This is a genomic window from Dyadobacter jejuensis (genome assembly GCF_003149085.1).
Lineage (GTDB): Bacteria > Bacteroidota > Bacteroidia > Cytophagales > Spirosomataceae > Dyadobacter > Dyadobacter jejuensis.
On record NZ_QGDT01000002.1, the window covers coordinates 51,838 to 74,485 of the forward strand.

16 protein-coding genes are annotated in these 22,648 nt (G+C 45.4%); 14 read left to right on the top strand and 2 right to left on the bottom strand.

Features of this window, described 5'->3' with window-relative positions:
- The first annotated feature begins 220 nt into the window (after positions 1-220).
- The 7 genes from CLV98_RS04435 to CLV98_RS04465 all read left to right on the top strand — a co-directional run bounded on the left by CLV98_RS04435 (position 221) and on the right by CLV98_RS04465 (position 13,354).
- Positions 221-3,490 carry a SusC/RagA family TonB-linked outer membrane protein gene (locus tag CLV98_RS04435; protein ID WP_109673115.1) on the top strand — a complete coding sequence of 1,090 codons (3,270 nt, stop codon included), beginning with the start codon at positions 221-223 and terminating at the stop codon, positions 3,488-3,490.
- 8 nt (positions 3,491-3,498) lie between these two features.
- Positions 3,499-4,929 (top strand): SusD/RagB family nutrient-binding outer membrane lipoprotein, encoded by a 1,431-nt coding sequence (locus CLV98_RS04440; RefSeq protein ID WP_109673116.1) that lies wholly within the window; start codon positions 3,499-3,501, stop codon positions 4,927-4,929.
- 391 nt (positions 4,930-5,320) lie between these two features.
- The gene (locus CLV98_RS04445; protein WP_109673117.1) at positions 5,321-8,491 is read left to right on the top strand and encodes a SusC/RagA family TonB-linked outer membrane protein; all 3,171 of its coding nucleotides are present in this window, start codon (positions 5,321-5,323) and stop codon (positions 8,489-8,491) included.
- Positions 8,492-8,514: 23 nt separating this feature from the next.
- A complete protein-coding gene (locus tag CLV98_RS04450; RefSeq protein ID WP_109673118.1) occupies positions 8,515-10,230 on the top strand; it encodes a SusD/RagB family nutrient-binding outer membrane lipoprotein in 1,716 nt (571 codons plus the stop codon).
- 30 nt (positions 10,231-10,260) lie between these two features.
- A complete protein-coding gene (locus tag CLV98_RS04455; RefSeq protein ID WP_109673119.1) occupies positions 10,261-11,112 on the top strand; it encodes a hypothetical protein in 852 nt (283 codons plus the stop codon).
- A gap of 171 nt (positions 11,113-11,283) precedes the next feature.
- On the top strand, positions 11,284-12,528 hold the full coding sequence (locus tag CLV98_RS04460; RefSeq protein WP_109673120.1) for a pyridoxal phosphate-dependent aminotransferase: 1,245 nt from the start codon (positions 11,284-11,286) through the stop codon (positions 12,526-12,528).
- A 13-nt stretch (positions 12,529-12,541) separates the two neighbouring features.
- Positions 12,542-13,354 carry a queuosine precursor transporter gene (locus CLV98_RS04465; RefSeq protein WP_109673543.1) on the top strand — a complete coding sequence of 271 codons (813 nt, stop codon included), beginning with the start codon at positions 12,542-12,544 and terminating at the stop codon, positions 13,352-13,354.
- 103 nt (positions 13,355-13,457) lie between these two features.
- Here CLV98_RS04465 and CLV98_RS04470 read toward each other — a convergent pair whose 3' ends face one another.
- A complete protein-coding gene (locus CLV98_RS04470) occupies positions 13,458-14,216 on the bottom strand; it encodes a TrmH family RNA methyltransferase (protein ID WP_109673121.1) in 759 nt (252 codons plus the stop codon).
- On the opposite strand from CLV98_RS04470, the gene tamL reads away from it, so the two are divergent.
- From tamL to secG, 6 genes are all read left to right on the top strand, one after another.
- Positions 14,216-16,678: a translocation and assembly module lipoprotein TamL gene (gene tamL / locus CLV98_RS04475; protein WP_109673122.1), complete on the top strand. Its 2,463-nt coding sequence runs from the start codon at positions 14,216-14,218 to the stop codon at positions 16,676-16,678. The two genes, CLV98_RS04470 and tamL, sit on opposite strands and share 1 nt — an antisense overlap.
- A gap of 161 nt (positions 16,679-16,839) precedes the next feature.
- The gene (gene miaB, locus CLV98_RS04480; protein WP_109673123.1) at positions 16,840-18,276 is read left to right on the top strand and encodes a tRNA (N6-isopentenyl adenosine(37)-C2)-methylthiotransferase MiaB; all 1,437 of its coding nucleotides are present in this window, start codon (positions 16,840-16,842) and stop codon (positions 18,274-18,276) included.
- 73 nt (positions 18,277-18,349) lie between these two features.
- Positions 18,350-19,654 (top strand): sigma-54 interaction domain-containing protein, encoded by a 1,305-nt coding sequence (locus tag CLV98_RS04485; RefSeq protein WP_109673124.1) that lies wholly within the window; start codon positions 18,350-18,352, stop codon positions 19,652-19,654.
- A gap of 59 nt (positions 19,655-19,713) precedes the next feature.
- Entirely contained in the window at positions 19,714-20,253 is a 540-nt protein-coding gene (lptE, locus tag CLV98_RS04490) for an LPS assembly lipoprotein LptE (RefSeq protein WP_109673125.1), read from the top strand.
- A gap of 57 nt (positions 20,254-20,310) precedes the next feature.
- Positions 20,311-20,955, top strand: a complete 645-nt coding sequence (locus CLV98_RS04495) for a DUF8458 domain-containing protein (protein ID WP_109673126.1) — start codon at positions 20,311-20,313, stop codon at positions 20,953-20,955.
- A gap of 28 nt (positions 20,956-20,983) precedes the next feature.
- Positions 20,984-21,337 carry a preprotein translocase subunit SecG gene (gene secG / locus CLV98_RS04500; RefSeq protein ID WP_109673127.1) on the top strand — a complete coding sequence of 118 codons (354 nt, stop codon included), beginning with the start codon at positions 20,984-20,986 and terminating at the stop codon, positions 21,335-21,337.
- 57 nt (positions 21,338-21,394) lie between these two features.
- Here secG and CLV98_RS04505 read toward each other — a convergent pair whose 3' ends face one another.
- The gene (locus tag CLV98_RS04505; RefSeq protein WP_109673128.1) at positions 21,395-22,102 is read right to left on the bottom strand and encodes a hypothetical protein; all 708 of its coding nucleotides are present in this window, start codon (positions 22,100-22,102) and stop codon (positions 21,395-21,397) included.
- Positions 22,103-22,336: 234 nt separating this feature from the next.
- Here CLV98_RS04505 and CLV98_RS04510 point away from each other — a divergent pair, with 234 nt between their 5' ends.
- Positions 22,337-22,633 carry a co-chaperone GroES gene (locus CLV98_RS04510; protein ID WP_109673129.1) on the top strand — a complete coding sequence of 99 codons (297 nt, stop codon included), beginning with the start codon at positions 22,337-22,339 and terminating at the stop codon, positions 22,631-22,633.
- Positions 22,634-22,648 lie beyond the last annotated feature (15 nt).

The following is a 22,648-nucleotide window of genomic DNA, read 5'->3' on the forward strand; positions in this document are numbered from 1 at the left end:
AATACATTAACATCCTTCCAAAGAAACGGCAAATTCATCAACCAAGCCATTTTGAAAATATCGCAATAAAACCCAAATATTTGATATAATATTTTCCATTTTCGCCTATGGAAACATAGTTTATTTGGAAATTTTTCAAAGAACAAATTGTAATGGTCAAAACAATAGTTAATTTTGCAATATTATGTTATCATAACAAACCTAACATTTTAACTAAAGTATGAGGAAGACTCTATTATCATTATTGGGGTGCTTGTTGCTTGTAGGAGCGCAGGTATTCGCCCAAGACCGTTCAGTAACCGGAAAGGTTACTGCTGAAGATGGCTCCATCTTGCCAGGAGTAAATATTACAGTAAAAGGTACCACTAGAGGTACTACTACGAATGTACAAGGAGAGTATACCGTGATGGCCTCACAGGGATCTGCCCTAATTTTTAGCTTTATCGGGTTCGAATCTAAAGAAGTGAAGATTGGTTCAGAATCCGTACTCAATGTTTCTTTAAAGAGTGACGTAAGCCAACTACAAGAAGTAGTGGTAACGGCCTTGGGACAAGAAAAGAAAAGAAATGAGCTGGTTTATGCCGCTCAGCAAGTTACGGCCGAACAAATGACCCAAGCCCGTGGAGGTAACGTAATGAATGCCCTTTCAGGAAAAGTGGCTGGACTTGACATTAAAGCCAGCAACACCATGGGTGGTTCTACGAGTACGATTATCCGTGGATATAAGTCTATTACTGGTAACAACCAGGCCTTGTACGTAATTGACGGGGTGCCTATTTCCAATGCCAATAACAATACGTCTGACCAGCAAAGAGGCCGGGCCGGAACCGATTACGGTAACGCCGCTTCGGATATCAACCCTGACAACATCGCTTCGGTAAACGTTTTGAAAGGTGCTGCTGCAACGGCGCTTTATGGATCTAGAGCCGCCAACGGGGTGATCATGATCACTACCAAACAAGGTAGAAAAAACAGTTTTGATGTAACGGTCAACACTGGTGTAACTTGGGGTACCATTAACAAAAACACTTTTGTAAAATACCAAGATCAGTACGGAGCAGGTTATGATGGTGCAATCACCTCTACTGGTGCTGCCCAACCTAAGGCCTTTTACACGGGAGATCTAGGCTCGGGAACTGGCGATATCGCTCTATTCGATGCTGATGCTTCTTTCGGTGCCAAGTTTGACCCTAGCCGCATGGTATACCAATGGGATGCGATTGATCCATTCTCTCCTAATTTCGGAAAAATGACCCCTTGGACTGCTGCTCAAAACGGTCCAGACAAGTTTTACGAAACTGGTGTTAACTCCAACCAAAGTGTGACCATCACTGGTGGAGCCGAGAATTCGACCTTTAAACTAGGTTATACTCGTAACGATGAAAAAGGAGTGTTGCCTAACAGTAAATTGGGTAAAAACCTTTTGAGTTTCTCCGCTTCTTACGATCTTACGAAGAAGCTAAAGGTTTCGGCCAATGTTAACTACTCTCAAATCACAGGGTTGGGACGGTACGGAACGGGTTACCAAGGTAAAAACCCTAACCAACAGTTCAGACAATGGTTCCAAACTAACGTAGATATTCTTGAACAAAAAGAAGCCTATTTCCGTAACGAACAAAATGTAACTTGGAACTGGGCTAGCCCCACCGATGCATTCGCCGATAATGGACCTATCTACTCTGAAAACCCGTACTATTCACGTTATAAGAACTACTCGAACGATTCTAGAGATAACGTCTTTGGTTATACTCAGTTGAACTACAAATTAGCTTCATGGGTAGATTTCACGGGTCGTTTCGCCTATAACGGCACCAACGACATGCAAGAAGAGCGTATCGCCGCCAACAGTGCCGATCCTTCAGAATACTCTCGTTATAACCGTTCTTTTAACGAAACCAACTTAGACCTTTATTTGAATTTCCACAAGAGCTTCGCTAGCAACTTTAACTTAAGCGGTCTTTTGGGTACCAACATGCGTCGTTCAAAGGAAGTGTCTATCAGGGCGAGCACCAATGGTGGTCTTGTAGTACCTAACCTTTTTTCATTGTCTAACTCAGCAAGTCCTGTTGAGCCTCCAACAGAATTCTACAAGAGAATCGCTGTAGACGGTATTTATGGACAAGCATCTTTGGGATATAAAGGCTTGGCTAACGTAGAATTTACCGCTCGCCAAGACAAATCTACTACCTTGCCAACTTCTAGCAATACGTATTTCTACCCATCTATTGGTGGTAACTTCGTTTTCTCTGAATTAGCGCAATTACGTAACAACTGGCTTACCCTTGGTAAATTCAGCATTAACTATGCTGAAGTAGGAAACGATGCTCCTTGGGGTAGTGTATACGACGTGTATGACAAACCTACTGCCATTGGATCCATCCCATACTTCTCATTGCCTAATACCAAAAATAACAGCAATCTGAAGTCTGAGCGTACCAAAAACTTAGAATTCAGTCTTGAAACTGCTTTCCTAGAAGATCGTCTAGGTCTTAACTTTACCTATTACAAATCGAGAACGTTGGATCAGATCCTACCCGTTTCTGTTTCCACTGCTACTGGTTATGGGTTTAAATACGTAAACTCTGGTGAAGTAGAAAACAAAGGGATTGAGATTGCAGCGTATGTAACACCAATTAAGACGGAAGATTTCTCTTGGACCATGAATGTTAACTTCTCACGTAACCGCAACAAGGTAATTAGCCTATATGGTGAAGGTGAGAACAGAGTTAAAAACGTAGTAATTGCTTCTCTACAAGCTTCGGTAAGTTTAAATGCGGCTGAAGGCGAGCCCTTCGGTGTATTGAAAGGTACCAACTTTGTATACCATGAAGGTACTGGTGAAAAAATCGTGAAATCGAACGGTATTTACCAAGCCAGCGCATCTGCAAACGAGATCATCGGTAACCCTAATCCAGATTGGATCGGCGGTATTTCAAATAACTTGAAATACAAAAACTTAGCTCTAAGCTTCTTGATCGACATCCGTCAAGGCGGTGACCTCTTCTCTTTGGATCAGTGGTATGGAGAAGGAACTGGATTATATCCTGAAACTGCCGGCCTTAACGAACTAGGAAATGACAAGCGTAGCCTAGTAGCCGATGGTGGTGGTGTATTATGGCCAGGGGTACAAGCCGATGGAACTCCTAATACAGTGAGAGCCGAAAACTACGATGGTAATACCCATTCAGCTTTTGGATATTCTTCTGGAGCACCTAGAGCCCTTTACGTTTATGATGGAAGCTATGTAAAACTAAGAGAACTAGCCCTTACTTATGCGCTTCCACAAGCCGTAGTTAACAAGCTTCAGGCATTCAAATCCATCGATGTTTCTTTGATTGGACGTAACTTGTTTATCTTCCACAAGAACATGAAGTACTCCGATCCTGAGGATGGCCTTGGTTCTGGTCTTTCTAATGGTGCTGGTGGATACCAAAGTGGTGCCTACCCTGCCGTAAGAAGCTATGGTTTCAATGTTAAATTCCGTTTCTAAAATATACCATGAAAAAATTACTTGTATTTATATTGCCCGCCATGCTGATGACAGCCTGTGTGGACAGCCTTGACGATTATAATATCGACGAAAAAAAGGCCAGTAGCGTGCCTGCGGTAACCCTTTTCTCTAGTGCTCAAAAGGAGTTTACCGATGCCATCGTTACCCCCAACGTAAACGAAAACAACTTCCGGCTGTATATGCAGCAGTGGACCACCACGACGTATCTGGACGAGCCTCGTTATAATATGACGGCCCGCCTGATTCCGCTAAACCTGTGGTCATCGATTTACAAAGATGTGCTGTCGGACTTGAACGAAGCGAAAAAAATCATCAGTGAGGATGCTATTTTGACGCCTGCAGTAAAAACAAATCAGCTTGCGCAAGTTGAAATTATGGAAGTAATGGCTTGGTCGGTATTGGTCAATACCTTTGGTAATGTACCTTACTCAGAGGCTTTGGATGCAGATAACTCTTTGCCTAAATACGACGACGCCAAAACCATCTATGACGATCTATTGACCCGTCTGTCTGGCGCATTGAGCAATATTGACGCCTCAGCGGGTGGCTTTGGTGACGGAGATTTGTTTTACAGTGGAAACGTAGCGCAATGGAAAAAGCTAGGGAATTCTTTGATGCTTAAACTCGCCCTTGTCATTGCCGACAGCGACGAAGCCAAAGCTAAATCCCTTGTAGCTGCCGCCGCTCCCAATGTGTTTACATCTAATGCGGATAACGCTGCATTCCCGTATATTTCGTCCCCCCCAAATTACAACCCGGTATCGGCTAATCTTAACTCGCTTTTTACTTCACGTCAAGATTTTATCCCTACTTCGGTTTTAATCGATTATATGAACGAGCTTTCGGATCCTAGAAGAGCCGAATTCTTCACTACTGTTAATGGCGAGTATAAAGGTGGCGAGTATGGATTTACCAACACCTATTCGGCTTTCTCTCATATCAGCGACAAGATCATCGACCCAACTTTAGAAGGTATCGTTATGGACTATGCTGAAGTTGAGTTTATGTTAGCCGAAGCCGTAGAAAGAGGCTTTATTACCGGAGATGCCGCCATGCATTATGAAAAAGGGGTAACGGCTTCTATTACCTATTGGGGTGGTAGCGCCGAAGATGCCAGTGCCTATTTGGCTCAGCCCGGCGTAGCCTACGAAACTGCAGGTGCCAACTACAAGGAGAAAATTGGAATGCAGATTTGGTTAGCTTACTTTAACAGAGGCTGGGACTCTTGGCTAACTTGGAGAAGGCTAGACTACCCACAGATTAAAGCTCCGGTGGTAACTGGACTGGACCTTAAACTCCCAGTTCGATTGATCTACCCCCATAATGAGCCCAACCTCAACGGCGATAACTATGCCGTTGCAGCTCAGGCCATGGGCGGAGACTTAGCCACTAATAAGCTATGGTGGGATAAATTCTAAACATCCCCCAAAATAACAAAAAAAGGCTGCCAGAATTGGCAGCCTTTTTTTGTTTCATCGTCACCCACCCTTCCTTAACCTCAGAACAACTTAACTAACCATTCATTTTCAGATTATAATCATCAAATAATTAAGTAAATATTACCAATTTTTTTCTAGTAAAAGGTATGAATAACTCGACTACATTAAAAATATATTAGATTTCACTCTTAGTCATTCCCATAGGCCATTTAGCTTCATTGCCCGGTACCCTACACCCAGGTCCTAACCCCACCCCTAACCGAAGCCCTACAAAATAAATAAGTAACTGACAAATAATACTATTTATCTTTTTGTTATCCAGTAGTTTTTTGGTAACTTAACCGTACACTCATCTTAATAACTTGTTCTTATGAAGAATACTCTATTTTCAGTCATGGCCTGTTTTCTTCTGGCCTGTAGTTACGGATATAGTCAAAATCGGACCATCACGGGTACCGTGACCGATGAAGACGGAAGCGCCTTACCTGGGGTAAGCATCGCCATCAGGAACACGAACCAGGGAACCATCACCGAAGCCGATGGCTCCTACCGCTTAGAAGCGGATCCAAACGCAACATTGGTTTTCAGTTTTATTGGTTTTCTGAACCAAGAAATAAAAATTGGAAATCAGTCAGTCATTAATGTATCCTTAAAAAACGATATCAACCAGCTTCAAGAAGTCTTGGTAACTGCGCTCGGGATTAAACGAGAGGCGCGGGCCGTGGGCTACTCTGTGGCTCAGGTAGACGGCAGTGAGCTCGTACGCAAAAGCGAGGTGGACCCCTTAAAATCCCTGCAAGGAAAAGTAGCTGGAGTGGATATACGTACCTCTCAGGGTACTCCCGGAGCGGCCACCAAGATTAGTATACGGGGGAACACCTCCTTTTTTGGCTCAAACGAACCATTAATCATCGTCGACGGCATCCCCTATAACAACCGACAGGTTACCACCTCAAGCCAAACCTCTGGTGGGGGCGCCTACTCCAACGGGCTGTCGAGTTTAGACCCCAACGACATTGCGTCGATGAATATATTGAAAGGGGCTGCCGCAGCGGCTTTATATGGATCGAGAGCCTCCAATGGGGCTATCATCATTACCACCAAGTCGGGGAGTTCGAGCCCTGGTCGAAAAGGGATGGAAGTCACCTACTCGGGGTCCTTTGCTACGGAGACCATCGCCAACCTACCCGACTACCAGAATACCTATGGCCCAGGGTCCTCCTTCACCTATGCCAATGCCAATGGATCGTGGGGGCCCAGTTTTGCATCTAGAGATAGCATTCCGGTATGGCCCGATTACCTGTCGGCCTTCCCAGGATCCTTTCCCGCTAGTGGAAATATTGCTTACGAAGCCGTTCCTAATAATGTAAAAGACCTATTTAGGACTGGAAAAGTATGGGATAATTCGGTAAACGTTACGGGAGGTAACGAGAAATCCTCGGTAAGCGCTACCATGTCTTTTCTAAAACACAGCGGGTATGTTCCCAATTCCAGCTTCGATAGAGGAAGCATAGGCTTAGGGGGAAACACCAAGCTGGACAATGGCCTTACCATAGGCGGGAACTTCAGCTATTCGCATACGAACCAGGCGGGAAGTACTTTTGGTGAAAACCAGGTAGAAGGAGCATCCTCCTCCTTTGCCAGAAACCTCTTCCTGGGCAGAAACTGGAATATTGCCGGCCTACCCTTCGAAGATGCCAATGGCTACCCTGTATCGACCAGCAACGCCCAATACGACAATCCGCTTTGGGCCTGGAAGCATAATGTGGTAACTACTAAAAACGACAGAGCTACCGGAAACATTAACCTTTCCTATGATATCACCTCCTGGCTGAACGCCAGCTACCGAATCGGTATTAATAATTACAGCCTTTTTAGAAGGGAAGTAGTTGATTTGGGCTCTAGAGGCTCCGGAGGATTAGGTACGATCAAGGAACAAAACTTCAACAATAAAGAAATAGAGTCTATTTTCCTTTTGAACTTCAATCCTGCTCCCATCGGAAAGTTCGATGTCAAAGCTTTTCTAGGACATAACGTCAACAGCCGCGATTGGAGGGATCAACTCACGACTGGTAACCAGATCGTAGCTCCGGGGATTTATACCCTTACAAACACCAAAACTCAGGTAGCCGATGCCTCTGATTATTTTCAGCGCCGGCTTTGGGGGATATTTGGGGAAGTCAGTGTCGGATATGACGACCTAGCTTATCTGACCCTGACGGGCCGTAACGATTGGTCATCGACCTTGCCGAAATCGAACAGAAGCTATTTTTACCCCAGCGCCTCTTTGGCAGTGAATGTTACCAAGATGCTCAATATCCCAGAGCAAAACTTTTATGGTAAGCTAAAGGCAAGTTGGTCTAAGGTAGGGCGGGATGCGGACCCTTACTATCTTCAAAATACCTATGTTATTAACACCCCATTCCTGGGAGAAAGTAGTGCTTCCATTAATCCATCAGCCGCTAATCCCAATTTAAAGCCCGAATTCACCACCGACCAAGAAATAGGTGCTGAAATGTGGATCTTAAAGCGGAGAATTGGCCTAGATTTGGCCCTGTATAAGCGAATTTCGAAGAACCAAATCGCCCCGATTACCCTTCCCCGTTCTACGGGTTTCGACGAAACTTATGAAAATTTCGGAGTTATCTCCAACAAAGGAGTCGAGGTGGACCTGAAGGCGATCCCCGTTCAGACCGACGACTTTGAATGGAATGTGCACTTTATTTACACCAAAAACAAAAGTATAATCGAGGAGCTACAGGACGGGGTAACCCTCATTGAGCTAGCAGGCGTACTTACCGATATTAGGCCCGTGGCGATACGCGACCCAGAAAAAGGAATCGTTAACCAGCCATATGGCGCACTGTACGGAACACGCAGTGCCCGGGATGAAGAGGGTAATTTGCTGATTAACCCTACCACAGGAGAGTTAATTCCCGCCTTGGAACCGGGGGTAGTAGGCAATCCGAACCCCGACTATAAAATGGGCTTTTCAACGGGAATCAGCTACAAAGGTTTTTCACTCAACGCCCTACTCGACTACACCCATGGCGGAGACATGTACTCGGTGACCGTCACCTCCATGCTTGGCCGTGGCGTGACCAAGGACACTGAAGACCGGGAAACTAGCTGGGTAATACCAGGGTACTACGGCGACGCTAACACCGGAACCCCATTATTGGTCGATGGTCAAAAGGTACCAAACACGACGGCCATCAGTACCAACGGATTGTATTTTGGAGAGACCTTCGCCATCAATTCGGCCACCGAATGGAACGTTTTCGATGCCACATTATGGACCTTACGCGAAGTTTCACTGGGCTACGAAATACCGAAAAAGTTCCTTACTAAAACCCCTTTCGGTAGTGCTAATTTATCCGTGAGTGGTAGAAACCTCTGGTATTTGGCTCCCAACATGCCTAAACACACCAATTTCAACCCCGAATCGGCTAGCTATGGCTCTACCAATATTTCTGGAATCGAGCTCTCAGCAGCACCCACCACCCGCCGTTTCGGAGTCAATCTTCGTGTATCGTTTTAATTTCATTTCAAGCTAGAAAAAATATGAAAAATCCAATCATATATATCGTATTCATCTTGTCCGTCTTATCGGGTTGCACCAAGGACTTCTTAGATGTAAATACCGACCCAAATAGTCCCACCGATATATCGGTTCACCAATTATTGCCTAGTGCCGAAAGAGGCTTAGCGGCCGTATTGGGCTATACCAACGACGCCCGTGGGGCGCGTGGAATCAGTACGGTATTATCCGTATACATGCACCAGATCGTGGTTCGGGAGACCCCCGACCAGTATGGCGCCACTGGTTCGGAGTTCAATATCAATGGTTCCTGGAAAGGGATGTACAGTCCCCAAATATCCCAGGGCTCCCCCGACTATGTGGGCTGTCTGCAGAATACCGAAATCCTGATTCAGAAATCCGAAGCCGCAGGCAACTTAAGATATGCCGGAATTGGAAAGATTATCAAGGCCTACGCACTTAGTCTGATGGTCGATATTTATGGAGATATACCCTTTACGGAGGCAAACAAATTTGCCGAAGAAGGCATAAAATACCCTAAATTCGACAAGGGAGAGGATATATATCCTGCCTTATTGGCCATGCTGGACGAGGCTATAGCCGACCTGAACAACACTTCGGCGGCCAATACCCTGGTCCCCTCTAGCAACGACCTGTTCTACGCTGGCAGCACTGCGAAATGGGAAAAAGCCGCCAATACCATCAAGCTTAAGCTTTATAACCAAATTAGGCTCACCACCGATGTTTCGTCAGAAGTTCAAGCCCTGCTAAGTTCCGGAAAATTAATGGCCACCACTACCGATGGCCTCATGTTCAACTATGGAACCAGCATCTCTCCTGAAGACCGTAACCCGGCTTATTCGGATTATCCAGCTGGCCAAAAGTCCAATTACATCAGCCCCTGGTTTTACAGTACCTTAAAGGGCTATAATGCTATTTTCTCAGGAATAGAAGATCCACGAATTCCATTCTATTTCTACCAACAACTAGAACCTACCGAAGCCTCACAAAATACCGCAGAATTCAGAGATGGGGGCTTTTTGTCTATTTATTTCGGGTCTGTTGGCAGGAATCGCGACTGGTCCCAGGACCAGAGTATGACCCTGGTGGGCGTATATCCGGCAGGAGGAAAATATGATGATGGAGGAGCCGAGAAAATAGGAGCCACCTCGGGAACTGGGGCAGCTCCCCTCAGACTGCTCACTTATGCCGACCGACTTTATATAGAGGCAGAACTCATCAATGCCGGGCTAGCCAACGGAGATGTTGAAGCCGTTTTCAATAATGCTGTGGCAGAATCCTTTAAGTTGGTCGACTATGTATCGAGCAAAGCCGCAACTACGGCTCCTAAACTAGTGGGAACCGCCCCAGCGACCAGCTATCAAGAAGCCATTGAAATGGCATTTGGTGAGGCTACTCCTACCAAACAGTTGGAAATGATTATGACCCAGAAGTGGATTTCCAGCTTCGGCTTCAGTGTGGACCAATACACCGACTACCGGAGAACAGGCTACCCCATTTTATTCGATCCGAACGATCCAACTATGGCACCTGGTGGTTTTGTTCAGCCTCCTATCAACGGAAATTTCGAAACGCCCGGTGCGCAACCACTCGTGCCCGTACAGCGCTCTAGGGACTATCCCTTGTCGCTTCCATGGCCCACCGACGAGCTATTGGTCAATCCCTCTGCACCCGCGCAGAAAACCCCATCGACCTACAACGTATTTTGGGACAATTAATATTCATTCATCCATTCGAAATCTGTCCATATGAAAACGATAAAAAGTATATATTCGCTATTGCTTATTTTAGCCCTATTAGCTACCTCCTGTAGCGACGATGGAGGCGGTAACCTCCCCGACTTATCCCGTGTGCCCATCCCTTTGCTCACACAGGTAGAAAATTCGGATATCCTGATTCAAGATCCGGCAATATTTCAAGGAAAATTCTCTGTAGATCTTTTATTTCCCGAGGACGTAGCCCCCAAATTTATCGATGTAGTCATTACCATGAATGGGGACTACAAGACGATAAAAGTATTGGAGTCCAATTTAACTAGCTTCCCAACCGTCATCGACTTGGATGCAGCAAAGATTGCCAGTGCCTTCGGAATCAATGTAAGCGACATCGTCCCGGGCGATTATTTTGAAGTCGGAGCCAATATCAACACGGTAGATGGAAAGCTAATTCCGGCTTTTGCCGAAGTAGGCAACCAGTTTTCGGCCGATATCGCCAACTTCCCCGGATCGAACCTCAAAATAAAATATCCGGTGGTTTGCCCCTTGGATCTGGACGAATTTGTTGGTGAATTCACCATCGACGACCCCAACTTCTGGGAAGCGTCCTACCCAGTTACCATTGAGCGCGAAGGTGAAAATGTTTTGGTAATCACTGGATTTGTAGAGGACCCCGATGCCGTCATCAAGGTGACCATCGACCCTCAGACCACCAAAGCATCCGTCAGTAAGCAGGTATTTGCGCCCGTATTCTTTAGCTATACCAATGGAGCCGTAGAAGGAAGCGGCGAAATCAACGCTTGTGAAAACAGCATCACATTAAACCTCACTTACACGGTAGACCAAGGAAGTTTCGGCAGCTACGGTTTAACCATTAAGAAGTAAGTATCATTGTCATGAACAAAGCCTTCTCAGTCTGCTGAGAAGGCTTTGTTCATGCTATGTCACTAAATTTTTATCAACGATTGTATTAATTAAAAGTGGATATCCCTAGTCCTAGCTATCACTTAGGCTAATTATTATTAACTTTGTTACTTGCATCAAGCCATTAGTACCATGAATTTCCAAAAAAGCCAACGCCTCAATAATTTACGTTATGAAATTAGAGGGGCAACCTACGAAAAAGCCCTCGAGCTAGAAAACCAGGGATTTAAAATCCACAACCTGAACATAGGGAACCCTGCACCTTTTGGCTTCGATGCACCCGATGAGATCGTTCACGACATCATTATGAACCTGCGCAACGCTCAGGGATATTCCGACTCGAGAGGCCTTTTTGCAGCAAGAAAAGCCATCATGCACTATACCCAAACGATAGGGATTCCGGACGTAGAAATTTCGGATATTTTCGTGGGCAACGGAGTAAGTGAGCTTATTTTGCTATCCATGCAAGCTTTATTGAACCCTGGTGACGAGATACTGGTCCCCTCTCCAGACTACCCCTTATGGACGGCCAGCATCTCCCTCAGTGGAGGCAAACCTGTCCACTATGTATGTGATGAGCAGGCCGACTGGAATCCCGACATCGCCGACATGGAAAGTAAGATTACCCCGCGCACCAAGGGTATTGTCCTCATTAATCCCAATAACCCCACTGGGGCTGTTTACGAAAAAGATATTCTGCTACAAATCGCTAAACTCGCCGAAGAACATGGGCTCATCATATTTTCGGATGAGATCTATGATAAAATACTTTTCGACGGAGCGGTACACTACCCCATGGGCACCCTCGTACACGAGACGCTCTGTGTTTCCTTTGGTGGGCTTTCCAAAAACTATCGCTCCGCAGGTTTCCGTGGAGGATGGATGATCATGAGCGGAGCCAAGCACAAGGCGAAGTCGTATATGGAAGGAATATTGCTACTGGCTAGTATGCGCCTTTGCGCCAACGTACCTACCCAATATGGGATACAAACGGCCCTGGGAGGGTTTCAAAGCATCAGCAACTTGGTAGCACCTACCGGGCGACTTTATAAGCAAATGAACCTCATTTATGACCGACTTACCTCTATTCCGGGTATCAGTTGTGTGAAGCCAAAGGGGGCATTGTATGTATTTCCGAAGATAGATTTGAAAAAGTTTGGCCTTGAAAACGATGAAAAATTCGTTTACGACCTACTCAGCGAACAAAAAGTATTGGTAGTAGCAGGCACGGGCTTCAACTATATATCCAACGACCACTTCAGAATTGTAACCCTACCCACCATCGATGAGCTCAACCAAGCCATGGATAAGTTACAGTATTTTCTGGAGAGCAGAAGGGTATTGTCTACTAAAATGATTGAAGAAGTAATAGCATAAAAAGTAAGCAGTGATCGGTAGCCCTCCCCTACAGCCCGCAGGGCGAAGTCTTAACGAAAGAAAGCGTCAAAGGCTATTTTTAGTACTTTGTGGCATTTTCTTGACCAACGCCCTTATTGCTGAAATAGTAGGTGGCAAGATATTCTCCGTAGAAAGCTTGCTGGGCCTGCCGCCCGCTCAGATCCCAATTGGGGGTCAGTTTATGGATTTTAATATGACGGCGGGGGTGGTCAATTGGCCCGTGGTATTCCTTACTTCCGATATCATCAATGAGTATTTTGGAAAAAAGGGAGTAAAACGTATTTCCTACCTCACCGCCGCCTTCATTGTTTACACCTTCATTACCATATTTATAGCTACTATGCTTCCCCCTGCGCAGTTCTGGCTCGATCTCAACGGAACCGACGGCCAGGGGAATCCTTTTAATATCAACGATGCTTTTGCCAAAATCTTCAACCAAGGGTTAGGTATCATGGCTGGCTCTATTACCGCCTTTTTACTCGGCCAGTTTTTAGATGTATATGTCTTTGCTTGGTTAAGAAAACGAACCGGAAGCCGCTTTATCTGGCTTCGGGCCACAGGCTCCACCCTATTCTCTCAGCTAGTCGATAGTTTCGTGGTAATTGGAATTGCCTTTTACGTGTTTGGAAACTGGGACTTGGGATTGGTGTTCTCCGTAGGCAGCATCAACTATCTATATAAGGGCCTGGTAGCCATCCTGATGACCCCACTACTGTATGTAGCTCATTATTTTATAGACGCCTACTTAGGCAAAGAATATGCCGAACAACTGATGGAGGAAGCAGCCTCAGATGGGGCGGCCTAATCCCGCTTTGTCCTGAATAAATGGCGAACGGAATTAAGGCCTGAAAGGCCAATAAAATGGAGCATTATACTTCCCAGATTGGATTCTGAGTACCTACAAAGTCCTATAGACGCTGTCCTCGTCGCAAATTATCGATTATAATGGCGGTAGCTATACCGACATTAAGAGACTCGGCTCCACCCATTCGTGGGATGGTTATCTGGTGGGTGATATGCTTGGACACCATTTCTCCGATACCATTGGACTCATTGCCCATCACTACGAAGCCACCGGCTTTAGGAAACTCAAATTCATACAAGGAACTTCCCCCCAGGAACGCTCCCCCTATAAACTCCCCAGAACCGTACTCGCCAAAATACTGGTATAAATCGGTATAATATGGAAGAACTCTGGTAAAAGACCCCTTACTTGCCGCCACCACCTTGGGGTTGTACCAATCTGTAGTATCCTTGGAGCATATTATTTTATGAATCCCATACCAATCGGCTACCCTAATGATAGCCCCCAGGTTACCAGGGTCACGAATATCGTCTAAGGCCAAGATATATTCTCCCGGACTTTTGAGAAGTAAATCATTATTTTTCACCTTAGCAACGGCTAAGCAAGAGTCGTTGGTCTGGAAAGAACCTATCCCTTCGAGGTCTTTAGGACCTACCGTTTCGAGGGGAGGAGTATGCTCTGATAAAATTGTTGTGTATTTTTGCCGAAACTCGTCGGTGGCCAATATGAATTCTATAGTAAAATCAGACTGAATGAGTTCTATAACACTTTTGGCTCCTTCGACGATAAAGGCCCCATAGGCCTGTCTGAATTTCTTATTCTTAAGCGCGTTTATATATTTAATACGATTTTTAGACAGCATTGAACACACGGAATTATTTTAATTACTACTTATTTTTTCTCCTGATTGGCCTGGGGTTAAGTTCTTGCGCCCGAAAGTCTAGTCAGAAATCGGACCCTTATTTTTTGGGCAATTCCATTTTCCAGGGAAACCAAATCATAAAAAAAGGCGAGCTGGAATCCTTAATCCCTCAAAAACCCAACCGACGATTCTTAGGCCTTCCATTTTTCCCTTATGTAGGACTGTACCAATTTGGCCAGTTATTCTATAATTCGGAAGATCAAGACCGACGCCTGTTAGAAATCACCCAAAAGTACCAGAAAGTATCTCAAAAACAGCAGGACAATGCGCGACAGCTAGAAAAAACCGCGCGTAAATACGAAAAAAAAATGGCACGGGCTAAGTTAAAACTCGAGGAAGGAAACTTTTGGATGCGGGTGGTTGGAGAGAAACCCGTTTATTTTTCGAAAGAAGAGGCCATTGCCAATGCCGAAAAAATGCAAAGGTACTTATACAATAATGGCTTCTTCGCTGCTGCCGTGCATATAGAGCCCGATACTTTGTTTACTAGGGTTAGGCCCGTTTACAAGGTTGAGGAAAACCGCCCCACCCTACTCCACGACATTCATTACGACGTCAATAGCGAAAAAATAGATAGCCTATTGGGGCGTCATCATAATGCCTCGGCGCTCAAGCCAGGAAAAAGATACGACGGTGACGCCTTTGAGCAGGAACGGATACGCCTCGAAAGTTTATTGAGAAATAATGGATACTTTGGCTTTTCACGTCAATATATTTCCTTCCTGGTCAACGATACCTTAAGTTACCCTCAGACCGATAGCCTTTTTAAACAAGTCGATGTAACGGTAAAAGTGGAACTTCCCAGCCAAGAAGCTCCTATACAACCCTATACCATTAAATCGGTACATTTCGAAGTACTTCCGCCTTCGGGCCTCCCCGACTCCTTGTTTCGAAAGGTCACCGTGACTTTAAATGGCATAGAGTACATATTTACGGACAAGTTTTTCTCTCCCAAAATCCTGAACAATAAAATACTCGTAAGGCCCAACACCCTTTACAGCCAACAAAATGAACGGGAAAGCCAACAACAACTCTCCTTAACCGACCAGTTCCGATTTGTCAACTATAGCTATCATTTCGACTCTACTGGGCATGGTTTGCATAGTTATTTCAAAGCAATCCCCCTCGAAAAGTATCAGATATCGACCGACTTGGGCCTTAACGTGATACAACTCCAAGGCGCTCCGGGCCCTTTTGCCAACTTATCGTATAAGGTGAGGAACGTGTTCAATGGCTTAGAAGATTTCGAAACCAGTATTAGAGGGGGCATTGAGCTCGTACCGGGTTTTCTGGGCAGCAAGCAGATATACCGAAGTGAGGAGATAGGCGTCAACACCTCTCTCAATTTCCCGAGAATCTTGTTCCCAGCTCAGGGAATCCAAAATAAACTGAGCCTATTCACACCCAGAACACAAATAGGCATCGGGTATAACTATGTCAATAGGCCTGAATATACCCGTTCAATTGTGAAGTCCTCGATGACCTACTCGTGGAAACCCTCTCAAACCACCTTGTTCAACGTCACCTTGCTCGATCTGAACATCCTGAACACCCAACGCTTGCGGTCGGATTTTGAGGAGCTATTAACGGAACTACAGCTAGAAGGGAACAATCTGATCAATAGCTTCCAAAAGTCTTTTGTATCCGATCTCAATTTTAACTTTATCTACAATACCAACAACTTAAATGGTCCTCCTAAAAAGGCCCGATATCTCCGCCTAGCCTTTGAGTCGGGTGGGACTTCCCTCAACTTATTCCCCAAACAGCAAGATTGGATACAAGGGGTGTTTGGCGATTTACAATTTTACAAATACCTCCGAACGAGCCTCGATTATAGGCGTTACTGGCCTACAGGAGGGAAATCCTTATTCGTTACCAGAATAAACACCGGCGGTATCTACAGCTACGGCAGCGGAAAGGTCCCTCCCTACGAAAAGTATTTTTTTGCCGGTGGCTCCAACAGCCTCCGGGCCTGGCTGCCCAGAAGGCTCGGCCCTGGCTCCGCCCCGGCCCGTCTTACCACCTCCAACATTTCTATAGAGGCTCCAGGCGAGTTTTTGCTAGAAGGTAACCTGGAATACCGGGGATTCTTGACCAACTTCTTCGGCGACATCAATTATGCCTTGTTTGTTGACGCAGGAAATGTGTGGAGTCTCAATCAGAACGCCGATGCCGATCAGCGACTCCACCCATCCACATTTCTTAAGCAGATAGCCGTTGGTACTGGATTTGGGATACGTTACGACCTATCTTATTTCGTTTTACGCTTCGACTTCGGTATCAAAGTTTACGATCCTTCCGTACAACGATTCGTGTTAGACGAGCTCAACTGGGGGAAACTTTTCAATAGAACCCAACAGAATTTTTTGAATGTCAACTTGGGCGTAGGCTACCCCTTTTAAGCCTCCTGCCGAGCCCACGTCCGACTCGCTTTTATGGGTTTAAGGTCCTGCCAGATTGTCAGTTTCTAAGCTTTTATTCGTAGTTTTGCACTGCTTGCTAGCACCGACAGGTGGCTGACGCCAGCGAACAGACAAAAGCATTAAGACTAAGACCAACAATAATGACCCAAATCGTCACGGATACATTAAAAATACTGAGCGAATCGGATAAGGAGGCCTGTGAAACGGCCCGAATTACTGCCAATGAGCCTATATCAAATAAAAAAAGATTGTTTATTGAGAGTTATGGATGCCAGATGAACTTCTCTGATAGTGAGATCGTCGCCTCTGTAATGAAAGAGGCGGGGTTCGCCACCACTTCCGACGTCAATGATGCCGACTTGATATTCCTGAATACCTGTGCCATTCGCGACAATGCAGAACAAAAAGTTCGTATTCGTTTACAACACCTCAATGCCATCAAAAGACGGAAACCAGGCCTGCTCATTGGGGTGCTGGGCTGCATGGCCGAGCGACTCAAAACCAAGCTATTGGAAGAAGAAAAAATGGTCGATATTGTTACCGGACCAGACGCTTACCGCGATCTCCCCCGACTAGTGGAAGAGGCGGAGACAGGCCAAAAGGCGGTTAACGTGTTTTTATCGAGAGAAGAAACCTATGCCGACATCTCCCCGATCCGTCTGAATTCCAACGGAATAACGGCCATGATATCGATCATGCGTGGGTGTGACAATATGTGTAGCTTCTGTGTCGTACCCTATACCAGAGGAAGAGAACGCAGCAGAGACCCTGAAAGTATCGTCGCCGAAGCCCGTCAATTATTTGACCAAGGCTACCGGGAAGTCACCCTATTAGGCCAAAACGTCGACAGCTATAAATGGACTGCAGAGAACGGTTCAGAAAAAGACAACTCGGTCAATTTTGCCCAGTTGCTGGAGCGCGTAGCCCTGGTGCACCCCGACCTTCGGGTACGGTTTAGCACCTCTCATCCGAAAGATATCACCGACCAGGTGCTGTATACCATCAAACGATACGACAATATTTGCAACTACATCCATCTTCCTGCCCAAAGTGGCAATAGTAGGGTATTGGAGCTGATGAACCGCACCTATGACAGGGCCTGGTACCTGGAGCGAATTGACCGTATCAGGGCCATACTTGGAGAGGACTGTGGTATCTCTCATGACATGATCGCTGGCTTCTGCTCCGAAACCGAAGCCGAGCACCAAGATTCGCTGAGTCTTATGGAATATGTGAAATTTGACTTCGGCTATATGTTCGTGTATTCGGAAAGGCCAGGAACTCCGGCCGCAAAAAAATATAAAGACGATATAGATCCAGAAACAAAACAGCGCCGGCTCACCGAAATAATAAGTGTTCAGCGACGTTTGTCATTGGAAAGAAACCAGAGAGCCATCGGAAAAGTACATCGGGTGCTTATTGAAGGCACTTCCAAAAAATCGGCAGAGCAGTTTTCGGGAAGAAACGATCAGAATAAAGTAATTGTGTTTCCCAAAGAGAACTATCAAGTCGGCACTTATGTAAATGTTTTGGTAACGGAATGTACCTCAGCGACTCTGAAAGGACACGCCGTATAAGCATCGGTCGCACTTACTTTTCTTTTATCGGAGAGGCTATGCCTCCTCTACAAATTAAAATGCAACAGAATATATGAATCCTTCGGAAATACAGGCTATTAAAAACCGTTTTGGAATTATCGGAGGGTCCTCAGTCCTAAACCATGCCATTAATGTAGCCGTACAGGTGTCAGGTACCGACCTAACGGTGCTCATTACTGGCGAAAGCGGGAGTGGTAAGGAGTCTTTTTCTAAAATAATACATAACCTTAGCGCACGAAAACATGGTGCTTTCATCGCTATCAATTGCGGGGCTATACCCGAAGGCACCATCGACTCCGAGCTATTTGGTCACGAAAAAGGAGCCTTTACAGGCGCATTAGACTCCCGGAAAGGTTATTTTGAAACGACTAATGGGGGAACTATCTTCTTAGACGAAGTAGGTGAAATGCCCCTAGGTACTCAAGCAAGGCTACTAAGAGTCCTAGAAAACGGCGAATATATTAAAGTAGGGTCCTCTAAGGTCCTCAAAACCAACGTAAGAGTTGTGGCAGCTACCAATGTCAATCTGCTAGAGGCTGTCAACAAAGGCAAGTTTAGAGAGGATCTTTACTACCGTCTTAATACCGTGCCCATCTACGTCCCGGCCCTTCGCGACCGAGGCGACGACGTGCTACTCCTGTTCCGTAAATTCACCAACGATTTTTCGGAGCGCTACCGGAGTAAGCCAGTTCGGCTAGGACCCGACGCCTCCGACCTGCTAATGGAATACCCTTTTCCTGGTAATATTAGACAGCTAAAAAATATCGCGGAACAAATTACCATACTAGAGACTGACAAAGAGCACCCTATTTCGGCGGCTACCCTTAATACTTACCTCAATCCCGTTCAGCCTTCGGGGAGGCGGTCTTTGGTACCATTGAAAACGGAAGACGACGCAGGTACCTCCTTTTCCGAGCGAGAGCTCCTCTACAAGGTACTTTTCGACATGAGAAAGGATGTCACGGAATTGAAAAAATTGGTTCGTGGTGTTCTGGAAAATGAAAAATATGGCCGGGAAATTCTCGACGATCATGAGGAACTGTTCCAATCGATTAACCATGTGGAACCCGTAAAAGCCCCCACTGTGGAGCCTACCCGCCTACTCAACCCACCGCCCCCCTCCAGGCCTATTGCCTTCGATCACTACGAACGATACAATGCAGACCGGGAGGACATAGAAGATGTAGTGCATGTGTCGGCCGAAGAAGAATCGCTATCGTTAGAAGACAAGGAAAAAGAGATGATCATCAAAGCCTTGAGGAAGAACAATAATAAGCGCAAATATGCCGCTCAGGCTTTAGGGATTTCTGAAAGGACCCTTTACAGGAAAATAAAGCAATACGATATAGAAGAGTGACCTACGGCAGCTCCCTAAGCGATATAATCAGTGTCCATTTACCCAGTAAGTAGTTATTTATGCGAGTCGACCATACTAAAATAAAAGCCTTTCTTTACAAGCTCACCCTGTTGACCGGAATCATATGCCTTGCTTGGATGCAACAGGGCTGTGGAATTTATTCTTTTACCGGAACGAGCCTTTCTCCGGACATTAAGACCTTTACCGTGGTAAATTTCACAATGGGAACGGCTGGAGGGCCATCGGACCTTCCTAGGACCCTCACTGAGGACTTAAAGGAATACTTTCAGAAAAACACCAGCCTTACTCAGATACCCACAGGGGGCGATCTGATCATAGAAGGGAGTATCACCGGGTACGATGTAACGGCCGCCGCCCCAACCGCCAATGACCAAGCCGGCCTTAACAGGCTTAACATCACAGCCCAGGTCCGCTTTTCCAATGCTTTGGACGAAACCAAAAACTTCGACCAATCCTTTACCTATTATGCCGATTTCCCTCAAGACCAAACCCTTAACCAAAATGAGGCCAGACTTCTCCCAACAATATTAGAGAATTTGGTACAACAAATTTTTAATAAATCGGCCGCCGATTGGTAAGGACTACCACCAATTACTTATCTTCGTAAGACACCAATATTTAAACGAACCTGGGACATGTCCATAGTAGAAAAAGAAATGTTTGGAGATCTGGTGAGCAATCCATCCAAACTAGATCAACATATCATACCACATCTGGAGGATACCGTAGACCGTTTTCCTTTCTGCCAAATCGGGTACTCCCTGTTGGCCAAGGCTACTGCCTCCACCCAGAGTGAATCCTTTAGCAAATATAAACCCCGTGCTGCGGCCTATGCTTTGAGCCGGGTAGCCCTACAACAATTAGTAGAAAATTCGGAAGAAAGACTCGCCGATCCCATTCAAGAACGCGCTATAGAACACGCATTACTCTTAGACACAGAGGTAGTGGTGCCGGAGCCGTTCGCACTGGAGGAAGAGTCTTTAGAAAAACCGATAACGGACGAGCAAAAAAAACAAAAACAAATTATTGAGGGATTTATGAGAAAAAATCCTCGTATCGCTCGTCAAGAAAACGATCTGGAACCAGTTTCCTTGGACCTAAATGGCCGATTGGCGCACCGTGGAGGTAGCAGTATTGACACTGAAGCATTTGCCAAAATACTGATCAATCAAGGGAAAATAGACAAGGCAAAAGACGTTTATCAGAAATTGATCTTGAAAAATCCGGAAAAAAGAAATTACTTTGCGAAAAAATTAGGTGAATTAAACCGTCTAGCTTAATAAAAATTCCATCATAAATATTTAAAACATGTATTTGGGTCTGATTATTCTTGTTGCCATTATTGCAGTATTGCTGATTCTGGTGGTTTTAGTACAAAATTCTAAGGGAGGAGGGCTATCCAGTGAATTCAGTGGTTCAGGATCTGCACAAATGTTTGGCGTAAAAAAGACGACCGACTTACTCGAACAAATCACTTGGGGACTGGCTGGCGCCATCATTGTGATATCATTGGTATCTTATATCATGGTAGGCAATAGCAGTGACGGTGGGGCCATTAACAGTGTAAATATTGAAAAAGCTCAAAATACTGCAGTACCGGGAGGTACAGTAGCACCAGCACCTGCAACAGAAGTACCTGCCGCAGCCGACAGTGCTAACTAAAAAGATACGCTCTTAGCAAAAGCAGTCTGCACCGCAAGGGGCAGACTGCTTTTGGTTTTAGGCCAGATTAAGGTAGCGAAGCAAGAGCCTTTGCGCCACCGGAAGCATGGTTTCTTGCAGGGGATAATCTATTTTGGATTCTATGATATAGGTAGCAGGATTGGGCAATTCCTTGTATTTTTTGGTCAGGGAGACCTTTACTTGGGCTACATTGCTTCCTAGACCTACTTTTACCTGATCCACATAATGAAGCTTTACATAGCGCTCTTTCCGACTATTGTACAAGGCTAGCTGATACTGATAAACAAAAATCCGCCTCAGGCTATTTCTTTGGAAAAACAGATACCCTTCCTCCGTTCGGATAGGCACGATGCCAACTGGGCTAATTTGCAATTGATCGCCTACTTCTTCCAATACACTGGCCCCACGTTCTAGCGACTTGCTGATCTGTGGAATGGCATAGTCTATCAAAAAACCAATATCGGCTAGCTTGGGATTGTCTTCCACCTCTTGCTCGTATACGAGCTCCAAGGCTTGCCAATTGATCCCTGTGATAGTTCGTGGAAAAGCGGCCTTCATGGAGTCCTTTTGCGCTTTTACATGCTCACAAACTGACAAATGACGTTTCAATTCAGTAAGATGAGGATAGAGGCGAGCCTGATTAAACTGCCCTTCTACATGTTGTAAATAGGCCAGCAGCACGTATTTCTTATACTCAAAATCGAGCAGCCCCTCGGTAATCCAGCTTTCTGTTAGGCGTTTCATATCAATATGAGATTGATGTAGACAAAATTTACGTAATCCGCGGCATAAATGCAATTTTGACAAGCACCTGACAGCCTCTACAGCCTTAAATTACAATAGCTTCCTCCTTGAATGATATTTTGTCATAATGGCAATGAAAAAATGGCAGCCCCGACCCCTTGGCACGAATTGTTTAATGGACAAACCAGTCATCTTAAATAACTGACAATTCAAAAAATAAACGTTTAATATCTTATGTCAACTTTAGCAGAAATACAAGTGAGCGTACAACCTTTGGCTGATCGGGTTCTTGTAGAGCCAGCCCAAGCAGAAGAAAAAACAGCATTTGGTATCATTATTCCTGATACTGCAAAGGAGAAACCACAACGCGGTACCGTATTGGCAGTTGGTCCTGGTAAGAAGGACGAGCCCCTAACTGTAAAAGTAGGCGATACTGTATTGTATGGCAAATACTCTGGAACTGAACTCACACACGACGGTAAAGACGTGTTGATCATGAGAGAGTCGGACATTTATGCCGTTTTGGGTTAATTCCGACCATATTCA

Coding starts and splice junctions, on each gene's coding strand:
- CLV98_RS04435 (WP_109673115.1), top strand. CDS start 221: ATGAGGAAGACTCTATTATCATTATTGGGGTGCTTGTTGCTTGTAGGA.
- CLV98_RS04440 (WP_109673116.1), top strand. CDS start 3,499: ATGAAAAAATTACTTGTATTTATATTGCCCGCCATGCTGATGACAGCC.
- CLV98_RS04445 (WP_109673117.1), top strand. CDS start 5,321: ATGAAGAATACTCTATTTTCAGTCATGGCCTGTTTTCTTCTGGCCTGT.
- CLV98_RS04450 (WP_109673118.1), top strand. CDS start 8,515: ATGAAAAATCCAATCATATATATCGTATTCATCTTGTCCGTCTTATCG.
- CLV98_RS04455 (WP_109673119.1), top strand. CDS start 10,261: ATGAAAACGATAAAAAGTATATATTCGCTATTGCTTATTTTAGCCCTA.
- CLV98_RS04460 (WP_109673120.1), top strand. CDS start 11,284: ATGAATTTCCAAAAAAGCCAACGCCTCAATAATTTACGTTATGAAATT.
- CLV98_RS04470 (WP_109673121.1), bottom strand. CDS start 14,216: ATGCTGTCTAAAAATCGTATTAAATATATAAACGCGCTTAAGAATAAG.
- miaB (WP_109673123.1), top strand. CDS start 16,840: ATGACCCAAATCGTCACGGATACATTAAAAATACTGAGCGAATCGGAT.
- CLV98_RS04485 (WP_109673124.1), top strand. CDS start 18,350: ATGAATCCTTCGGAAATACAGGCTATTAAAAACCGTTTTGGAATTATC.
- lptE (WP_109673125.1), top strand. CDS start 19,714: ATGCGAGTCGACCATACTAAAATAAAAGCCTTTCTTTACAAGCTCACC.
- CLV98_RS04495 (WP_109673126.1), top strand. CDS start 20,311: ATGTCCATAGTAGAAAAAGAAATGTTTGGAGATCTGGTGAGCAATCCA.
- secG (WP_109673127.1), top strand. CDS start 20,984: ATGTATTTGGGTCTGATTATTCTTGTTGCCATTATTGCAGTATTGCTG.
- CLV98_RS04505 (WP_109673128.1), bottom strand. CDS start 22,102: ATGAAACGCCTAACAGAAAGCTGGATTACCGAGGGGCTGCTCGATTTT.
- CLV98_RS04510 (WP_109673129.1), top strand. CDS start 22,337: ATGTCAACTTTAGCAGAAATACAAGTGAGCGTACAACCTTTGGCTGAT.